Origin of the sequence: Flavobacterium sp. LHD-80, assembly GCF_030929605.1 — a bacterium.
Classification (GTDB): Bacteria; Bacteroidota; Bacteroidia; order Flavobacteriales; family Flavobacteriaceae; genus Flavobacterium.
In genome coordinates, this window is the sequence record NZ_JAVFVS010000013.1 from 286056 (window position 1) to 305864 (window position 19809).

Below are 19809 nucleotides of genomic sequence, written 5' to 3' on the forward strand. Positions count from 1 at the left end.
TGCAATTATATTCATAACCTATGCAACTATTTGATTGGATCGTACTTATTGTTACACTTTTATTCATTGTTGGATATGGTTCTTGGAAAACCAAAGGGAGTAAAAATGTTGAAGATTTCATTTTAGGAAATAACGAAACGCCTTGGTACACCGTAGGGCTTTCTGTAATGGCAACTCAGGCAAGTGCTATTACCTTTCTGTCTACACCAGGTCAAGCTTATCATGACGGAATGGGCTTTGTGCAATTTTATTTTGGATTGCCAATTGCCATGATTGTTATTTGCATCACGTTTATTCCACTTTATCATAAAAATAAAGTTTTTACTGCTTATGAATTTCTTGAAAAGCGATTTGATGTAAAAACACGTTCTCTTGCTGCTGTTCTATTTTTAGTTCAAAGAGGTTTGGGAACCGGACTTACTATTTATGCGCCTGCGATTATTTTATCGGCGATATTGGGTTGGAATTTGACTATAATGAACATTATTATTGGTGTTCTGGTAATCATTTATACGTTTTCTGGTGGAACAAAAGCCGTTAACGTAACGCAGAAACAGCAAATGTTTGTCATTATTTCGGGTATGTTTATTACCTTTTTTCTGATCTTACATTATCTTCCAAATGATATGACTTTTACAAGTGCCATGCATATTGCGGGAGCAAATGATAAAATGAATATTGTAGATTTCTCTTTTGACCCAGAAGAAAAATATACATTCTGGAGCGGTATTACAGGTGGGTTTTTCTTGGCACTTTCTTACTTTGGAACAGATCAATCGCAAGTTGGGCGTTATTTATCTGGAAAATCGGTTAAGGAAAGCCAAATGGGATTAATCATGAACGGACTTTTAAAAGTTCCGATGCAGTTTTTTATTTTATTAACTGGAGTTATGGTTTTTGTTTTCTTCCAATTCAATCCAGTACCGTTAAATTTTAATCCGAATAATAAAATTGTAATTGAAAAATCGGCTTTTAAAGAAGAATATCACACGCTAGAAAAGAAACTTGACAAACTTTCTGAAGACAAAAAAGTAATTAATCTGCTTTACATCGATCAGTTAAATCAGGATTATGACAATCCGATTTTAAGAAAAGAATTAGTTGCTTTATCAAACAAAGAAAAAGATTTGCGCGACAAGGCAAAAGAAATCATTTCGAAAGCCGACAGCAACAGCGAAACGAATGATAAAGATTATGTTTTCTTCCACTTCATTCTGCATTATTTACCAAAAGGACTTATTGGTTTATTGCTTGCCGTAATTATTTCTGCAGCCATGTCATCAACAGCTTCAGGGTTAAATGCTTTAGCTTCGACAACAGCAATTGATATATACAAACGAAATGTAAAAGGCGAAAAATCAGAGAAACATTATTTAATGGCAACGAAGTTTTTCACACTTTTCTGGGGAATTGTAGCAATTCTTTTTGCTTGTGTAGGAACTTTGTTCGAAAACTTGATTCAGCTTGTAAACATTATTGGTTCTATATTTTACGGAACAGTTTTAGGAATATTCCTTGTTGGTTTTTATCTTAAAAAAGTTCAGGCAAAGCCAATGTTTTACAGTGCACTAATCAGCCAAATTACCATTTTCATTATCTATTATTTCACTATTTACATTTATCCAAGCGATCAGGAAAAACTTGGCTATTTATGGCTGAATTTCATTGGAGCAAATCTTACTATTGTATTGTCGTTGTTAATGCAATTTTTATTTTTCAGAGGAAAACCAGATTCGGATGAAGTCATTTTAGAATAAAATCTAGATGAGATATCTTTTTTATGGCTTTTTCAGCCATAAAAAAGATATTAGTTCCGATAGCTATCGGGATCGAAAACAGCTCCAAAAAATCATAAATCCTTTATTCCTAAATCAATTCTTCTCAATTTGTAAGTAAAAAACACTATTTTAGTAAGTTTAAATACCATTTCAAAACAAACTAAAAAACTGCAAATGAAAATTTCAGACGATATTCAAAAATTGCTTCCCTTTGGATACCTTTTCCTTGTTATAATGGGAATCTTGAAAGAATGTTTTTTTCATTATCAATTAGGAATCAATATTTTGAAATATTCTACAATTATAGATATTTTGATCAGTCCGATAGCTACCTTTACTTCAAATCCGATAATTTTAGTTTTTGTAATTTCACTTTTTATATTTCATTATCATTTACCATCACTGCTAGCAAAATACAACGATAGAAAATTTGTTATTAGAACATTTGAACTAAAAAAAATTGAAGGTTTTTCTGAGGCAGAAACTAAAAGTTATTTTAATAGTGTTTCGGTAAAAACACTTGCGGCGATACTTTGCTCATTTTTCTTAGGTTATGGACTCGCCGGCGGTTATTTTACAGGAAAAAAAATTAGAGACCACAAAGAAAGCTACAATTATAGGATCAATTATAATAATGGCAAATCTGAAGAAATATTTTTAATCAACACCAATAGTCTTTATTACTTTTATACGGTAAAAGGAAGTAAAACTATAAAAATTACACCATTAGGAGCCGTTGAAAACATGGAGCTTATTGAAAACAAAATGGTTACTAAAGGATTGTTTCTTTATAATACATCGTTATGAGAGATTTGAAAAAATATAGCAATAAAACAAAGGCTGCATTTATTTTGCTGATTGTGATGCTGATTATTATTCTGAGCAACTTCAATACGCTTCAAAATTCTAAAAAAGTAAACGAAAATATAAATGCCATTTATAAAGACCGACTTGTTGTGGCGCACTATATTTTTCAGTATTCGAAGGAATTGCATTTTATAAAATCGGAAGCTGAGAAACTGGATTTGAGCGACAATATTAAAAAAGATGAAATTATTCATACGCTAGATATCATTCACAATATTGACGATTTATATGCCAAAACAGTTTTGACAAATAAGGAAAAAGAGCATTTTGATGCTTTCTTGGCTTCCTGTAGAGAAATTAATAATCAAGTTGAAAATAAAAATTGGAACAAGATTGCCTATTCGAGCGAACAGGCTTTAAAAACTTTAGAATCTTTATCTGAAATTCAGATTAAAGAAGGAAAAGCAAAATTGGCTGCTGCAAACGCCATGTATAACGATAACAATAGTCTTGGCCAGCTTCAAATTGCGTTGCTGATTATTTTAGGTGGTATTACTTTTTATTTGCTGATTGTAAAGAAAATTAAAAGGAACATCAAAATTCCGGAACCACCGAGTTTGAATTAATTTTTTGTTTCAAGTTTCAGGTTTCAAGTTTAACCGCAAAGAACGCAAAGAATTACGCAAAGTTCGCAAAGAGTATTTCATTAAGCTTTGCGAACTTTGCGTTATTATTAAATATTGCTAAAAAATACTTTGCGTTCTTTGCGGTTAAAAAATGCTCAAAAAAAAATCCAAAACATAAGCTTTGGATTTTTAATATTGAAATTTAAAAACTAATTATCTGCTCCACTCAGCGATACTGTCTTTATTCATTTTTACGTAATCTTGATTGTTTGCTGTTTCAGCTGCTGCTAATGAAGCTTTTGCTGTTTCAACTGCACCTTTTTTATCACCTTGTTTTGCCTGAATAATTGATTTCAGTCTTAAGATATAATAAGGTTTGTCTGTAACCATATCTAATGATTTGTCAACATATGTTCTTGCAGTTTCGATATTTCCGTTTGATGAAAATAAATATTGAGCTGCTGCATAATAATCGTTTGATGTTGGTCCAGCCAAAGTTTTTTCGATACTTGCTGTTGCTGCTTTTGCAGTTGGAACTTCAAATTTAAGCGCTACATGAGAATTTTCCCAAGCCATTTCTAAATAAGCAAAATTTGGATCCAAACCGTTAATGCCAATTGTAAAAGTCTCTACCGGAGTTGGTAATGCATCTTCTTTTACTGTAGTTCTTAACGCTACATAAGCATCACTCCAGTTCTCTGGCAATCCCCAGTTATCTGTAGACAAGTAAAAAATAATCTCCCAGCTTTCAATTTTAGGAATTGTATAAATTGAATATTTTCCTTTTTTCAAAGTTTTTCCATCAATTACAACATCATCACTAAAATTGATGATTGTATTTTCATTAGCTCCTGTTCTCCATAATTTACCAAACGGAACTAAATTTCCAAAAACCGCTCTTCCTCTTGCGCCCGGTCTTGAGTACGTTACTTCAACATCAGTTAAACCGACAGTTTGTTTAATATAAGCTTTTGGACTTGCCTGTGGTGTTTTTATCTGTGCTTCTGAAGCAAAAGGCGCTAATAAAATAGCAAATGCAATAAGTATTTTTTTCATTTTAGGGTTTTATTTGTTTGTTCAAATTTACAAATTCAATCAGCTAACAAATGTTAAATTTAACTTAATTCAGAGTGCAATCTGTGATATTTTTTGAGCGTCTAATTCATTGAAATGATTGATTACTAAATCCGCACCTGAAAGATCTTGCAAATTTGAATGCTCACTACGATAACCAACACAGTAAATTCCTGCCGCTTTTGCTGCTTTTACTCCATTTGTACTGTCTTCAATAATAATACATTCCTCTTTTGGGGCGATTGATAATGAAGCTGCATGAATGAAAATAGCAGGATTTGGTTTTGACTGCGGAAAATCTTCACCACTTACAATATGCGAAAAATATTGATGGAGATTAAACCTTGTAAAAACTCTTTCAATAGTAACTTTTGCAGCCGATGATGCTAAAATTAACTGAATTTTATTTGCATATAAATCTTTAATTAAATCTTCAACTCCTTCCAACAAATACAAGTCTTCTTTAGTATCAAAAGCGTCATTAAAAATATTTCTCTTTCTTTGAATTAAGTCTTCAACTTCATGTTCAATAGTTGGAAATAAGTTTTTCAGAGTCTGAAATGTATTTCGCGTTGAAAATCCAGTAAACGAAGTGTAGGTTTCCTCTGGAACTTCAATATTTAATTCCGAAAATTGCTTGTAATACGCATAACGATGAACGGGTTCTGTGTCGACAATTACGCCGTCCATATCAAAAATTACTGTTTTAATCATTTTTTTTAAGGTGCTAAGGTTCTGAGGGACTGAAGTTCTAAGTTTTTTTTAAGGTGCTAAGGTTCTAAGGAACTGAGATTCTTAGCTTTTAAAAAACTTAGCGCCTTAGAATCTTAGCACCTTAGTGCCTTTTTTTACTCTTTCGAAATCAAATATCGAATAACAGTTTCCGCTGCATGAAGTCCGAATAAACCAGGCATGTAGCTGTTTGTTCCGTAGAAAGATTTTTTGAAATTTTTCCCGTCTGTTAATTTTAAGCTTTTTTCATTTTGAATTTCTGATGAGAAAACCACTTTCAATTTATTGATTTTTGCCGCTTTTAATCTTTTGCGGATTGTTTTTGAAAAATAGCAATTTATCGTTTTTGAAATATCTGCAACTTTTACTTTAGAAGCCAACATCTTTCCTCCTGCGCCCATGCTGCTTATGATTTTAACTCTTTTGCGTTTTGCAGCAATAATTAAATTCAATTTTGGTGTGATACTGTCAATACAATCCAAAACATAATCAAACTCTGGCGAAACGATTTCAAAAGCACGTTCTGGCGACAAAAATTCTTTTACGCGTGTTAATTTCAATTCCGGATTAATATCCATTAAACGATCTCCAACAATAGTAATTTTTGGTTCACCAACAGTAGAATGCAAAGCTGGCAATTGTCTGTTGATATTTGTAATATCAACAACATCGCCGTCAACAATTGTCATGCTTCCTACTCCTGCTCTTGCTAAAAATTCAGCAGCAAATGATCCTACTCCTCCTAATCCTACTACTAATACATTTGCATTACGCAAATTTTCTAATCCTTCTTTTGTAAATAAAAGCTCGGCTCTTTCTGTCCACTCTGCCATATTATATTCTTTTGTTTTTTATTTTCTTTTGTTTCAGGTTTCAAATTCGAAGTTTCAGGTTTCAGGTTTTATGCTGTACGTCTGTCAGGCTGAGCGGAGTCGAAGCCCACGTCCTATTGGGGCGCCCTTCTCCCGCATCTTCGGGATCGCTCCGGGTGACATGCGTAAAAACTATTCACTAATCACTAATTACTATTTACTAATTACTATTCACTCCTCAAATACTCTTTTATAATTACTTGAAATAATATCCTGCAATTCATTAATTGTTATATTTTTATATTCCGAAGCCAATTCATAAACCTGCTGAATATTCTCTTCAATTGTATCTGTTTCCAGAAAAAATAGATCATTAGGAACCTTCTGAAAAACGGCTTTTAAATCTGGGTTTTTCAATAAATATTTTCCAAATGAAATATAAAATCCTGCCGTAATCAATTGTTCTGCCAACTGACTATTTTTAGAATATCCGTGAATAATCATTGGAACCGAAATTTTCAATTTCTTCTTAATTTCAATAACTTCCTGAAAAGCCGCGACACAATGAATTACAACCGGTTTTTTGTATTTTTCGGCCAAAGCTAATTGTTTTTCAAAAACTTCAATTTGCAAGTTTAATGGCACTTCAATTCGTTTATCTAAACCACATTCGCCAATTGCCAAACAGTTTTTAGTTTGAAGCTTTTCTTCAATAATTTTTAATTCTTCATCTATTTGATTTTCCTTAATATGCCATGGATGAATTCCGATAGAATAAAACGAAATTGATTCATCAAATTCCAGCGGATATTGATTCACCAATTCTAAAATAGTAGACTGGTTTGTAAATTGATGTGTATGGAGATTAAAAAATTCCATTAATGAAACGCTTTAACTCCTGCTTTAACTTCAATATTCAAATCATTCTCTAAAGGAACTAGCGGACAAGAATATTTATGATTATAAGCACAATACGGATTGTAAGCTTGATTAAAATCGATAGCAATTATATTTCCTTTCGGAATTTTTAAATCAATATATCTGCCGCCAATGTAGCTTTCTTTTCCAGATGTTAAATCCGAAAAAGGTAAAAACAAATGATCTTTATATTGCTCTTGTTTCGCAAGATCAATGCTTCTGTAAACATTTAATTTAAGTACTTTCCCATCTAATTTAAAAGTTAGAGTTCCAAATTTGATATATTTTGGAGTTCTTGTTCCGGTAGTTTTCATTTCGAAAACTTTTTCGTTCTTCGCTTTTTCAAACTTTGCGATCACAAAATACTTTTCATTTATCGGATAAAAATCCAAAGTTTTAAACGTCTTTAAATCTTCTTCCATTAACGGACTTGTCTTAGCATCAGCATATTCAGAATTGATTGTAGTCTGAAAATTTGCAACATTTGCGTAACTAAACTTTTTTTGGCTGTAGCCAAAATTTAAAATCATCAATACAACAAGTAGAATCGCTTTTTTCATCTTTGAAATTTTACGCAAAAATAGTTTAAAAGTAACAAAGCAACAACCGCAATACGTGACAAAGTTTCCTAACTTTGTTGCAAATAAGACTATTTTATAATGCTCAAAACTGCTTTAAACCGTTACATCAATAATTTTCGTGGATTTACAAGAGAAATTTGGATACTTGCCATCATCACTTTTATCAATCGCGCCGGAACAATGGTGCTCCCTTTTTTATCAAAATATTTAAAAGAAGATCTTCATTTTAGCTACAATCAGGTTGGTTGGATTATGGTTTCGTTTGGTTTAGGTTCTATGTTAGGTTCATGGGTTGGCGGAAAACTTTCGGACAAAATAGGGTTTTACAAAATCATGATTTTTAGTTTATTCACCAGTGGTGTTTCGCTTTTCTTCGTTCAATATATCACTACATTCTGGGGACTTTGTATTGCAATGTTTATTTTAATGACTATTGCTGATATGTTCAGACCAGCAATGTTTGTATCGCTTGGCGCTTATGCAAAGCCAGAAAACCGAACCAGAGCTTTAACACTTGTTCGTCTTGCTGTAAATTTAGGTTTTGCCGCGGGTCCAGCTCTTGGCGGACTTATTATTATGGGAATGGGATATTCTGGGCTTTTCTGGGTTGACGGAGCTTCTTGTATTCTTTCGATATCTATTTTTGCACTTTTGGTAAAAGAAAAGAAAAAAGCCGAACACAATGATAAAACTGAAAGCGCCGCGGATATTAAATCGGTATTTCATGATAAAATTTTCTGGGTTTTCTTGTTTGTGAGCTTTATCACGGCAATGATTTTCTTTCAACTATTCACAACACTTCCTTTATATCATAATGAGAAATTCGATTTAAGTGAATTTCAAACAGGATTACTAATGACCTTAAACGGGCTTCTGATCTTTTCTTTAGAAATGCCAACCGTTGGTTTTATGGAAAGAAAAGGTGTTCCTAAAATCAAAATCATAATCGCTGGATCATTCTTAATGGCTTTTAGTTTTGTCCTATTATTAATAAACGTTTGGGCTGGAATTCTTGTAATTGCAATGATTTGCATTTCGATTGGCGAAATCTTGACTTTTCCGTTTTCAAATGCATTTGCTTTAAGCCGTGCACCACGTGGTCAAGAAGGCCGATACATGGCGTTGTACACAATGAGCTTTAGTTTGGCACATATTGTAAGTTCAAAAGTAGGCTTCGGAATAATAGCAGTTTTCCACTATCAAGCCAATTGGTTTTTTATGGCATGCAGCGGGTTCGTGGCAACACTTTGCTGTTTTTGGATCAAAAAAGCTTTAACACGCGAGCGAATTTCTTAAATTTTACTTTTTACATAAATTATTAATTTTCAATTTATTACCTTTAAATTGAAATATTTTCGTGTGCCTCAATGGCAATTCAAACTTAAAAAATAGTTAAATAACTAGTTTTATAGTTGCGTAACTATAAAAATAGTTGTACGTTTGAATTAAATTAGGAAACATGCAAAAGTTAACCAACAAAGAAGAAGAAATTATGCAAATTTTATGGAAGCTTAGAAAAGCTTTTGTAAAAGAGATTCAGGCAGAAATTACTGAAGACCAACCGCATTACAATACACTTTCGACTATTGTTCGCAATCTTGAAGAAAAAGGTTTTGTAGCGCACAATGCTTTTGGAAATACGCATCAGTACTATCCAATAATTACTTTAGAAGCGTACAGTAAAAAGTATATGAAAACTGCTATTGACAATTACTTCAATAGTTCTTATAAAAACATGGTTTCATTTTTTGCCAAAGAAGAAAAAATTTCGGCGGCCGAATTACGTGAAATCTTAGCTATGATCGAAAATCCAAAGGAAGAAAAATAGTCGGTTATGGAAGCACTTTTCATATATATAGCAAAATCAGCAGGTTTAGTTGTAATGTTTTATTGTGTTTATCATTTTTTACTTCGTAAAGAAACATTCTTCAATACTAATAGATGGTTTTTACTGGCAGGTTTAGGTACCTCTGCTTTATTGCCACTTTTGGTTTATACCAAAACAATTTTTGTCAACCCTACTCCGGTTTCAAATTTTAATCTAAGTCAAGTTCAAATACCAGTTTCCCAAAATATTTCAAATCAAACTTTTGAAATTAATTGGAATTATACGCTATTATTAATTTATGGTCTTGGGTTTTTAGTTTTGCTTATAAAATTTGCTTTAGACTTTTACAGTTTGCAAACCGTTTTAAAAGGGCAAAAAGTGAAACAACAGGCTGATTTCAAATTTATTGATACCAACAAAAATATTGCTCCTTTCTCTTATTTTGAGTATATAGTGTATAACTCATCAATGTACACTTCATCAGAATTAGAGAATATCATCGAGCATGAAAAAGTGCATAGCGATCAAAATCATACTGCAGATATTTTGGTAGCCCGCATTTTTTGTCTGCTGTTTTGGTTTAATCCGATTATCTGGCTTTACAAAAAAGCAATTGCTCAAAATCTGGAATTTATTGCTGACAAGGAAGCAGCAAAAAAATTATCAGACAAAAGAGCTTATCAATACACGCTTTTAAAAATCACAACTCACGAGAGCTGTATTACAATCACCAATCATTTTTATCAATCATTAATCAAAAAACGAATTGTTATGTTGAACAAGAATCAATCACGAAAAAGGAATTCTTGGAAGTACTATGTAGTAATTCCAGCACTTGCCGCTTTTGTTTTGTTATTTCAAGTTGAAGTAATTGCAAAAGAAAGACAGCAAACCAGTAGAAATGAAGTTTCTAAAGAAGTAACTTCTGCTGAGATCTATAAAATCACGAAAACAACTACAGATCAGGAATTAAAAGAAATTGCCGAGAAATTAAAGAAAAATCATGATTTTGACACTACAATATCTGATGTTGAAAGAAACTCAAGCAATGAAATTACATCTATTAGAGTTGCAATAAAAAAAGGCACTGAACAAAATCAAAATTTTATGGTTAATGGAAGTAAAGCCATTAAAGATTGCCAAATTATTGTTACAACAGAAGATGACGGATCTGTAAAAATTGATTTTGTTTCTGAAAATCAAGAAAATCAGGCGAAAATTTCTAATAAAGAAAGAAAAGTTGAAATAAAAAATGTTCAAAATTCTAAAGTAAACTGTGATGTTAAAACTACTGATAATACTCATACAAGCGTTACTACAAGCAGTAGTGCAAATACTAGCAATACTAATGTAAATGTAAACGCAAATACAACTGTCAGCTTAAGTGCAAATAATGATAGTAAAGCTAACAATAAGATTATGATATTTACATATGGCAGTGATTCTAGTAAATTAAATACTGAACAAAAGCCGTTGATAGTAATAAATGGCACTATTGCAAGTCCTGATTTTGATATTAATGATATAGACCAGAAAAAAATTAGCACTATCACAACTTTATTAGGAAAGACTGCCGAAGATAAATATGGAGATATTGCAAAAAATGGTGTAGTCGAAATTATAACTAAAACTACATTTGGAAACAGTCAGTTTGAAGATTTACAAGGAAAAGTTACAAAAGGTCATTCTAAGAATTAATATTTATGATTTACTACAATCAAAAATAAAAACATCCAACCAACTATTTTTAACAGCCAAAACCAAAATAATGCAAAAATTAACCAACAAAGAAGAAGAGATAATGCACATTTTATGGAAGCTTAAAAAAGCTTTTGTAAAAGAAATTCAGGCTGAAATCACTGAAGAACAACCGCATTACAACACGCTTTCGACTATTGTGCGTAATCTTGAAGAAAAAGGATATGTTAGCCATAACGCTTTTGGGAATACGCATCAATATTATCCAATTGTGAGTATCGAAGAATACCGAAAAGGTTTTATGAGTACCGCAATTGATAATTATTTCAACAGCTCTTATAAAAGTATGGTTTCGTTTTTTGCCAAAGAAGAAAAAATTTCGGCAAACGAATTACGAGAAATCTTAGCAATGATTGAAAATCCAAAAGAAGAAAAATAATCGATATGGAAGCACTTTTCACCTTTATCATCAAATCGGGCAGTTTAATAGCTTTGTTCTATTTTGCTTATTATTTTTTACTGCGCAAAGAGACTTTTTTTACCAGCAACAGGTATTTTTTATTGGCCGGATTAATCACTTCAGTGATATTACCTTTTATCATTTATACAAAAGTAGTCTGGATTGATCCAGCTCCAATAATTTATTCACCTATCGTTCAAACTGCTTCTTTAAGCCACGATTATGTTTCTACATACAATCAGTTGCCAGCTGTTGAAGAAGAAACTTTTGAAATAAACTGGAATCTAGTTTCGCTTGCCATTTATGCAATTGGATTTGCCACCTTTATGCTAAAATTTGCAATTGATTTCTACAGCTTAAACTCGGTTTTAAAAGGGAAAAATGTAAAACAGCAAGAAGATTTCAAATTTGTTGATGTTACTGAAAACATTGCTCCTTTCTCCTACTTCGATTACATTGTGTACAACTCATCACTGTACAGCGAAGCAGAACTGCAAAGTATTCTAGAGCATGAAAAAGTACACAGCGATCAACATCATACTGTTGATGTCATAATTTCGAGAATTTTCTGTATTCTTTTTTGGTTCAACCCAATTATCTGGCTTTACAAAAAAGCAATTTTGCAGAATTTAGAATTTATTGCAGACAAGGAAGCTTCAAAAAAACTATCAGACAAAAAAGCGTATCAATACACACTTTTAAAAATAACAACACACGAAACTTGTGTTGCGATCACCAATCATTTTTATCAATCATTAATCAAAAAACGAATTGTCATGTTAAACAAAAATCAATCAAAAAAATGGAATTACTGGAAATATTACGCTGTAATTCCGGCCCTTGCAGCTTTTGTATTTTTATTCCAAATAAAAACGATTGCTCAGGAAAAAAAGGCTTTGGCAGAAAAAACTGTTGCTACACAAAATCAAGATCCTGAGGTTTTTAAAATCACAAAATCAACCACAGATCAGGAATTAAAAGACTTAGCAACAAAACTAAAATCAGAACATAATGTTGATGTTACAATTTCAGATTTAGAAAGAAACAGCAAAAACGAAATCACAGGTATTAAAATTCAGATTATCAAAGAAAACGGTAAAAAACAAATTTTACAAGTAAACAGTTCTGAAGCAATAAAAGAGTGCAATATTGTATTGAATACAAATGATAATGGCACTAAAAATATTACTTTAGTTAATGGCGAAACTATTACTACTCCAACAATGGTTAAAACTCAAAATGTAGTTATTACCGATTTCAAAAACTCAGATGATGCCCCTGAAGCTCCAGATGCACCTGCTCCACCAAGTGCGCCAAGTGCTCCTGGTATGGTTGCTCCAGTTCCTCCTGTAGCACCTGTATTCCCTGCCGGACCGCTACCTCCTGCTCCAGCAATTGATATGTCAAAAATGCCAAAACCGCCTAGAGCACCTAGAGATCCAAAGGATAAAGTTGCAATGGCTCAGTTTGAAAAAGAAATGGAAGAATTTGAGAAAAAAATGGAGAAATTTCAGCCTAACATTGATGCCATGTCTGCATATGGTGAGGAAGTCGAAAAAATCATGTCTAAACGTGAAGCTATTTTTGAAAAACAAATGGAGCAATACGAAATTGCAATGCAGAAATTTAGTTCCAACATGGACAAATTCAATATCGACATGAAAATGAAGTTTGGAAATGACTCTGAATATGAAAATAACATGAAGCAATATGAGCTGGACATGAGACGTTATGAACTTGACATGAAACAGCACGAAAAAGAGATGAAAGAACATGCTAAACAAATGAAACAGCATGCGAAAGATATGAAACAACAGGAAAAAAACAGAAAAATGGCTGAAAGAGACGAAAATAGAAAAGCTTAATTTTCAACAATTCTCTTGATTAAAACCACAAAAAAGACTTTGCCTCTCGCAAAGTCTTTTTTTATATCTTTGAAAAAACAAATCTGCCATGTATAAAATTTTAGCCAAACTGAATAAAATTCTCTTGCCAAGTTTTACAAAACAAGGTTTAGACATTTCCAAAGCCAAAAAATGGCAAATGGCTATTATTGGCTATCGTGCTTTTGTAACAAAAAAAGCCTTAGGATAATAATCTGAAAACTTAATTTATTTTATTTAGCAGAAAATAATAGTCCTATTATTCTCTGCATTTTTACTTTTATGAAAAATAGAGAAATCAGCATTCCTCCTGTTCCAGCAGTTTTATTAGCTATAATAAGTGTTCAGTGTGGCGCCGCAATTGCAAAAACACTTTTCCCCGCAATTGGTGCTGCAGGAACGGCATCTATACGTATTGGAGTTTCGGCTTTACTTTTACTACTAGCTTATAGGCCAAATTTAAAAGCGATTACTCCTGCTCAATGGAAAATTGTAATTCCGTATGGATTATCATTAGGAGCGATGAACCTGATTTTTTATTTTGCTATAGAAAGGATTCCAATTGGTCTTGCTGTAACTTTAGAATTTGTTGGTCCATTGTTGCTTGCAATTACAGGTTCAAAACGCTTGGTCGATTATTGCTGGGTTTTGCTTGCTGCAATCGGCATAGTATTGATTGCTCCTTGGAAAAACGAACGTATAGATTCTCTAGGTGTAATATTCGCTCTTTTGGCGGGCGCACTTTGGGCAGCTTATATTGTTTTTGGAGGCAAAATTTCAAAAATAATGAATGATGGTCAAGCTGTTTCAACAGGAATGCTATTTGCAGCAATCTTAGTTTTGCCTTTCGGATTTTTTGAAAATGGATTAGTCAATCTTACTCCAAAACTTTTCGGAATGGGAATTGCTCTAGCACTTTTATCGAGTGCTATTCCGTTTACTTTAGAAATGAAAGCTTTAGGACAGCTTCCTCCAAGAACTTTTAGTATTTTAATGAGTTTAGAGCCCGCAGCGGCTTCAATTTGTGCTTTCATTTTCTTGCAGGAAAATCTAAGTTTCTATGAAATCCTTGCTGTTGTTTGTGTTGTAATTGCTTCTGCTGGAAGTACTTTGACAGCAAAAAGATAAATCCAAAAAAACACAAAATTCAAATTCCAAATCCCAAGTTTTAAATTGGAATTTGGAATTTGAATTTTGGAATTTAATAGATATTATTTTTTAGGCAATAATACAGCGTCAACTACATGAATAACACCATTTGACTGATTCACATCTGCAATTGTAACTTTAGATTTATTTCCGTTTTCATCAGTAATGTATAAATCTTTTCCATCCATCCAAGCTGTTAATGTTCCGCCATTTACCGCTTTTATTGTTGCTTTTCCTTTCCCTGCTTTAATTGCTTTTGCAATAGAAGCAGCATTCCATTTACCTGCAACAACATGATAAGTTAAAACATTTTGAAGTGCCTTTTTATTTTCAGGTTTTAATAACGTTTCAACAGTTCCTTTTGGTAGTTTGTCAAAAGCTTCATTTGTTGGTGCAAAAACGGTAAAAGGACCTTTGCCTTTTAGAGTTTCTACTAAATCTGCTACTTTTACTGCTGCAACAAGCGTCGTATGATCTTTTGAATTAACAGCATTTTCAATAATATTCTTGTTAGGGTACATTGCTGCTCCTCCAACCATTACTGTTTTTTGAGCAAAAGATGTAAATCCGAATGTCAAAGCTAAAATTGCTGTGGCTAAAAATTGTCTAGTTTTCATAATTAATATTTTAAGTTATAAGCTCATTTACGACGTTATATTTGTTTTGGTTTTACGAAAAATCAAAATAATTTTAAAAAATATTGAAATATTCTCAAAACACACTGTAAAACAGCTTATTGATGATAAAAAATATTTTTGATTATTTTTATTGTCGAAATGTTTTTTGCGTCTTTTTATTGTTAATTTCAAAACATATTTGTCAAACAAAAAAAAAGACGCAAAAAGTCAAAAAACACGCAATAATTTAACCTCAAAATGATAATTAATAACCACATAAAAACGATTTTTTCTATTTTAGTCTTCTTAACTTTTATTCAATGTAAAACCCCAGCTTATAAAATGAACTATCAAGAAAATTATCTTTCGGAAGCAGATAAAGCAATTAAACAATATACTATTCCGCCTTATCTTAAACAAGGTGATTCAATAATGATTGTTGCTCCAGCGGGTTTCCTGACTGATTCAACAGAAATTAATCAAGGAATTGAACTTGCAAAAAGTTGGGGACTTAATATCAAACTAGGAAAAAATCTTTTCAAAAGGCACAATCATTTTGCAGGAACAGATCTTGAAAGAGAAAATGATTTGCAAGAAGCTTTAGATGATATAAATATTAAAGCAATATGGTGCGCCAGAGGGGGATATGGAACTGTTAGAATTGTTGATCAATTGAATTTTTCTGCTTTCAAGAAAAATCCAAAATGGATTATTGGTTATTCAGATATTACCACGCTTCACGAACAAGTTCATAGATTAGGATTTGCCTCAATTCACGCTACAATGCCAGGAGGAATGAGAAGAGCAACACCTCAAGCAAAAGAAACCCTTTATAAATCATTGTTTGGTGAGGAAGTAACTTATGAAATTCCTACTAATCCGCTTAATAAATTAGGCACAAGCAAAGGAGTTCTTATTGGTGGAAATTTATCGATTGTGATGTCGATGCTAGGCAGTAATTCTGATATTGATCCAAAAGGAAAAATTCTGTTCATCGAAGATGTAGGCGAAGATTTATACCGAGTTGACAGAATGATGTATACGCTGAAAAGAAATGGCTTTTTGAAAGATTTAAAAGGAATCATTGTTGGTGATTTCGATTATAAGAAAGAAGAAAATATTTTGTTTGGAGGAACACACCGCGAAATCATTTTAAATGTAGTAAAGGAATACGATTATCCTGTAATTTTCGACTTTCCGGCAGGACATATCAGAAATAATCATGCAATGACTTTTGGTAAAAAAGTTAAGCTAGAATCTAATGCAGCATCTGTAATTATTTCGTACAAATAAATAAGTCTTCAAAAAATACTTTTTTATTTAAACTCGATTTATTTTCTGAATAAAATTTTGATTAACTTTAATATCAAAATCAGATTCATATGCAAAATCTACCTAAAAAAGTAAGAAGTAAAAAGTTAAATTCAAGAGTTGATTTAACCGCTATGGTCAGCGTTTCTTTTTTGCTGATCATATTTTTTATGGTTGTTGGGGAATTGTCTAAGGCAAAAGCTATGGAATTAAATTTACCTGATCTTGATTGTGATGATTGTCGTCCAGCTTATGTTGAAGAAAATAGATCTCTCACAATTTTATTAGGTAAAAATAATAGAATAATTTCTTACTCAGGGTTGATACCTACTCCTACAAATACTTCCAAAAAAATGCAATATGGAAAAAACGGAATCAGAAAAGAGTTGCTAGAAAAAAACAAAATGGCGCTCGAATATTCAGCTAAATATGGAAAACTAGGAAAAGGAGTTGTGGTTATCATTAAGCCAAGTAAAAATTCAAATTATGGGAATCTTATAGAAATTCTTGATGAATTAAAAATAGCGGATATAGATTTTTATAATATTGATTCAGAATTTACTCTGGAAGAATCAAAATTATTAGCTTCAAAATAATTCAAATTAACTTAAACCCAAAGTCATGAATAATTTACCTCAAAAAGTCAGAAGCAAGAAATTAAGTTCAAGAGTCGATTTAACTGCAATGGTAAGCGTCTCATTTTTGCTAATTATATTTTTTATGGTTGTCGGGGAACTATCGAAACCGAAAGGTATGGATTTAAGTTTGCCTGATAAATATTTTGACGATGAATGGAATCATGTTATCACTTGTGGTAGTGGTAGTAGTGAACGCACTATAACTGTTCTACTAGATGAGAATAATAAAATTATTACATATACTGGTTTTTTATTCAATCCTCTTAAAGAGCCAAAAGAAATAAATTATGGAAAAAACGGAATTCGAGAAGAACTTTCTACTCAGAAGAAAACAATTCTTGAATATTCAGCAGCGCTGGGAAAACCAAAAAATGGGCCAATTGTAATTATAAAACCAAGCAAAAAATCAAATTTTAAAAATTTGATTGACATCTTAGACGAAATGGCTATTAATCAAATTGACACTTACGCAATTGTTCCTGAATTCACTCCCGAGGAATCAAAATTACTAGCTTCAAAATAATAAAAATCATTTCAAAAGAGTTCTCGACTCCGCTCGAACTGACAAACTTGAAACTTGAAACAAAGAAAACCTAAAACAAAAAGCATAAAAAAAGTCCCACATTTCTGTGGGACTTTCTATTTAGATGAAACTAAGAATTATTTTTTCTCAGTTTTTTCCATTTTAGCTTTTAAAGCAGCTAATACATCATTGTTGTCACCTAAAGTCGCAGCTGGTGCGTTTGTAGATGCAGATGTAGTAGTTTCAGCAGCAGCTTTCACGTTTTTCTCTTCTTCTTCACGGAAGATAGCAGTGTGAGAAGCAACTACTCTTTTGAATTCTTTGTTGAATTCGATTACTTTGAAATCAGCAGTATCACCTTTTTTCAATTTCTTTCCGTCTTCTTTTTCAAGGTGACGAGTAGGAATGAAAGCAACGATATCATCTCCGAATTCAACAGTAGCTCCTTTGTCAACAATTTCAGAAATTTCACCATTGTGGATAGTTCCTACAGCGAAAGAATCTTCGTATTGATCCCAAGGATTAGCAGTAGTTTGTTTGTGACCTAAAGATAATTTACGTCCTTCAACATCTAACTCTAATACTACAACATCAAGTTTTTCACCAACGTTTACAAACTCAGATGGGTGTTTGATTTTCTTAGTCCAAGAAAGGTCAGAAATGTAGATTAATCCATCAATTCCTTCTTCTAATTCTACGAAAATACCAAAGTTTGTAAAGTTTCTAACGATACCTGTATGTTTAGAACCTACTGGGTATTTAGAAGTAATGTCAGTCCATGGATCTTGAGTTAATTGTTTGATACCTAATGACATCTTACGATCATCTCTGTCAAGAGTTAAGATAACTGCTTCAACAACATCTCCAACTTTCACGAAGTCCTGAGCAGAACGTAAGTGAGTTGACCATGACATTTCAGAAACGTGGATTAAACCTTCAACACCTTCAGCAACTTCGATAAATGCACCGTAATCAGCGATTACAACTACTTTACCTTTTACTTTATCACCAATTGTTAAATTAGCATCTAAAGCATCCCATGGGTGAGCGTTTAATTGTTTCAATCCTAATTGAATTCTTGTTTTCTCATCATCGAAATCAAGGATTACAACGTTTAATTTTTGGTCTAATTCAAGAACTTCACTTGGGTGGTTGATTCTACTCCAAGAAAGGTCAGTAATGTGAATTAATCCGTCAACACCACCTAAGTCAATGAACACACCATAAGAAGTAATGTTTTTAACAACACCTTCTAATACTTGTCCTTTTTGTAATTGACCGATGATTTCTTTTTTCTGTACTTCAATATCAGCCTCGATAAGCGCTTTATGAGATACAACAACGTTTTTGAATTCGTGGTTGATTTTTACCACTTTGAATTCCATCATTTTGTTTACATATACATCGTAGTCTCTAATTGGCTTAACGTCAATTTGAGATCCTGGTAAGAACGCCTCGATACCGAATACGTCAACGATCATACCTCCTTTAGTTCTACATTTAACAAAACCGTTAACGATTTCTCCAGTTTCATTAGCTGCAATAACTCTATCCCAAGATTTGATAGTACGTGCTTTTCTGTGAGATAATACTAATTGACCTGTTTTGTCCTCACGGATGTCGATTAATACTTCAACTTTGTCACCTACTTTTAAGTTTGGGTTGTAACGGAATTCATTTAAAGAAATAACACCTTCAGATTTAGCATTGATATCAACGATAACGTCTCTATCTGTAATTCTAACAACAACTCCTTCAACTACTTCTTCTTGATCTGTAGCGATGAAAGTTTTTGATACTAGTTCTTCAAACTCTTGTAAGTTTTTCTCATCTACTGCATCAATTCCTTCTTGGAAGTTATGCCAGTTAAAATTTGCTAAAAACTCTTCTTGTGATTTTAATTGTTCAGACATGCTGATAAAAAATTTGTATTCTGTTTTCCTCGAGTTTCATAAAGCAGTAGAAAAAACAGAAGTTGTTTTACATAAATAGTTGATACCTAAAGGAAACTCTTCTTTGCCAAAAGGTTTGCAAAATTACTACAAATTTCTGTACTTACAAAATAAATTCAGGATGATTATCAGTGAATTGCTCAGGAGCAGACGATTTCGGGTTTTTCAGGACGTAAAGTCCCGCTATCCGCTCCAATCTTTTATACCGAACACCGGTATAAAAGGATTTCCACTTCTATCGGGGCTAGATTAGAAAGTTTTGTTTTTATAAGGACCTGAATAAACAAACCTGACAGGTTTTTAAAACCTCTCGGGTTTACTATATTTACAACATAAAACAGCCCCAATATGCCACCAAAAAATAACAGTTCAAGTTTTTTAGCCGTATTTATAACTGCAATACTTTGCTTCTCAACTCTTAT

Annotated in this window: 20 protein-coding genes; 13 read left to right on the forward strand and 7 right to left on the reverse strand. The window is 32.4% G+C overall.

Annotation, left to right across the window (positions count from 1 at the left end; all coding sequences use genetic code 11):
- Positions 1 to 20: 20 nt before the first annotated feature.
- The 3 genes from RB619_RS20160 (at position 21) to RB619_RS20170 (ending at position 3211) form a co-directional block, all read left to right on the forward strand.
- Positions 21 to 1757: a sodium:solute symporter gene (locus RB619_RS20160; protein ID WP_308100899.1), complete on the forward strand. Its 1737-nt coding sequence runs from the start codon at positions 21 to 23 to the stop codon at positions 1755 to 1757.
- 195 nt (positions 1758 to 1952) lie between these two features.
- A complete protein-coding gene (locus RB619_RS20165; protein WP_308100900.1) occupies positions 1953 to 2585 on the forward strand; it encodes a hypothetical protein in 633 nt (210 codons plus the stop codon).
- Complete coding sequence (locus tag RB619_RS20170) at positions 2582 to 3211, forward strand: MCP four helix bundle domain-containing protein (RefSeq protein ID WP_308100901.1); 630 nt, start codon at positions 2582 to 2584, stop codon at positions 3209 to 3211. Before RB619_RS20165 ends, RB619_RS20170 begins: the two co-directional genes overlap by 4 nt.
- 213 nt (positions 3212 to 3424) lie before the next feature.
- On the opposite strand, the gene RB619_RS20175 is transcribed toward RB619_RS20170, so the two are convergent.
- From RB619_RS20175 to RB619_RS20195, 5 genes are all read right to left on the reverse strand, one after another.
- Positions 3425 to 4267, reverse strand: coding sequence for a DUF2911 domain-containing protein (locus RB619_RS20175; protein ID WP_308100902.1), 843 nt, complete (start codon positions 4265 to 4267; stop codon positions 3425 to 3427).
- Positions 4268 to 4336: 69 nt separating this feature from the next.
- Positions 4337 to 4999, reverse strand: coding sequence for an HAD family hydrolase (locus tag RB619_RS20180; protein WP_308100903.1), 663 nt, complete (start codon positions 4997 to 4999; stop codon positions 4337 to 4339).
- Between the two features lie 134 nt (positions 5000 to 5133).
- On the reverse strand, positions 5134 to 5850 hold the full coding sequence (locus tag RB619_RS20185; protein ID WP_308100904.1) for a tRNA threonylcarbamoyladenosine dehydratase: 717 nt from the start codon (positions 5848 to 5850) through the stop codon (positions 5134 to 5136).
- Between the two features lie 210 nt (positions 5851 to 6060).
- Complete coding sequence (locus tag RB619_RS20190; protein WP_308100905.1) at positions 6061 to 6708, reverse strand: TatD family hydrolase; 648 nt, start codon at positions 6706 to 6708, stop codon at positions 6061 to 6063.
- Positions 6708 to 7307, reverse strand: coding sequence for a DUF1684 domain-containing protein (locus tag RB619_RS20195; RefSeq protein WP_308100906.1), 600 nt, complete (start codon positions 7305 to 7307; stop codon positions 6708 to 6710). The genes RB619_RS20190 and RB619_RS20195 overlap by 1 nt, the downstream gene beginning before the upstream one ends.
- A 99-nt stretch (positions 7308 to 7406) precedes the next feature.
- Between RB619_RS20195 and RB619_RS20200 the strand changes: the two genes are divergently transcribed.
- The 7 genes from RB619_RS20200 (at position 7407) to RB619_RS20230 (ending at position 14325) form a co-directional block, all read left to right on the forward strand.
- Entirely contained in the window at positions 7407 to 8624 is a 1218-nt protein-coding gene (locus RB619_RS20200) for an MFS transporter (RefSeq protein WP_308100907.1), read from the forward strand.
- A 163-nt stretch (positions 8625 to 8787) separates the two neighbouring features.
- Positions 8788 to 9156: a BlaI/MecI/CopY family transcriptional regulator gene (locus RB619_RS20205; protein ID WP_155103118.1), complete on the forward strand. Its 369-nt coding sequence runs from the start codon at positions 8788 to 8790 to the stop codon at positions 9154 to 9156.
- A gap of 6 nt (positions 9157 to 9162) precedes the next feature.
- Positions 9163 to 10854 carry a M56 family metallopeptidase gene (locus tag RB619_RS20210; RefSeq protein ID WP_308100908.1) on the forward strand — a complete coding sequence of 564 codons (1692 nt, stop codon included), beginning with the start codon at positions 9163 to 9165 and terminating at the stop codon, positions 10852 to 10854.
- Between the two features lie 70 nt (positions 10855 to 10924).
- Positions 10925 to 11293 carry a BlaI/MecI/CopY family transcriptional regulator gene (locus tag RB619_RS20215; protein WP_132990905.1) on the forward strand — a complete coding sequence of 123 codons (369 nt, stop codon included), beginning with the start codon at positions 10925 to 10927 and terminating at the stop codon, positions 11291 to 11293.
- Between the two features lie 5 nt (positions 11294 to 11298).
- Entirely contained in the window at positions 11299 to 13179 is a 1881-nt protein-coding gene (locus RB619_RS20220; protein WP_308100909.1) for a M56 family metallopeptidase, read from the forward strand.
- 88 nt (positions 13180 to 13267) lie between these two features.
- Positions 13268 to 13408, forward strand: coding sequence for an SsrA-binding protein (locus tag RB619_RS20225; RefSeq protein ID WP_144336356.1), 141 nt, complete (start codon positions 13268 to 13270; stop codon positions 13406 to 13408).
- Positions 13409 to 13479: 71 nt separating this feature from the next.
- Positions 13480 to 14325, forward strand: a complete 846-nt coding sequence (locus RB619_RS20230; RefSeq protein ID WP_308100910.1) for a DMT family transporter — start codon at positions 13480 to 13482, stop codon at positions 14323 to 14325.
- A gap of 83 nt (positions 14326 to 14408) precedes the next feature.
- On the opposite strand, the gene RB619_RS20235 is transcribed toward RB619_RS20230, so the two are convergent.
- Positions 14409 to 14963 carry a fasciclin domain-containing protein gene (locus tag RB619_RS20235; RefSeq protein ID WP_308100911.1) on the reverse strand — a complete coding sequence of 185 codons (555 nt, stop codon included), beginning with the start codon at positions 14961 to 14963 and terminating at the stop codon, positions 14409 to 14411.
- Between the two features lie 342 nt (positions 14964 to 15305).
- Between RB619_RS20235 and RB619_RS20240 the strand changes: the two genes are divergently transcribed.
- The 3 genes from RB619_RS20240 to RB619_RS20250 all read left to right on the forward strand — a co-directional run bounded on the left by RB619_RS20240 (position 15306) and on the right by RB619_RS20250 (position 17435).
- Entirely contained in the window at positions 15306 to 16256 is a 951-nt protein-coding gene (locus tag RB619_RS20240) for an LD-carboxypeptidase (protein ID WP_308100912.1), read from the forward strand.
- An 89-nt stretch (positions 16257 to 16345) separates the two neighbouring features.
- Positions 16346 to 16870 (forward strand): biopolymer transporter ExbD, encoded by a 525-nt coding sequence (locus RB619_RS20245; protein WP_308100913.1) that lies wholly within the window; start codon positions 16346 to 16348, stop codon positions 16868 to 16870.
- Positions 16871 to 16895: 25 nt separating this feature from the next.
- Positions 16896 to 17435: a biopolymer transporter ExbD gene (locus RB619_RS20250; RefSeq protein ID WP_308100914.1), complete on the forward strand. Its 540-nt coding sequence runs from the start codon at positions 16896 to 16898 to the stop codon at positions 17433 to 17435.
- 137 nt (positions 17436 to 17572) lie between these two features.
- Here RB619_RS20250 and rpsA read toward each other — a convergent pair whose 3' ends face one another.
- Positions 17573 to 19348, reverse strand: a complete 1776-nt coding sequence (rpsA, locus tag RB619_RS20255; protein ID WP_115887268.1) for a 30S ribosomal protein S1 — start codon at positions 19346 to 19348, stop codon at positions 17573 to 17575.
- Between the last annotated feature and the right edge of the window lie 461 nt (positions 19349 to 19809).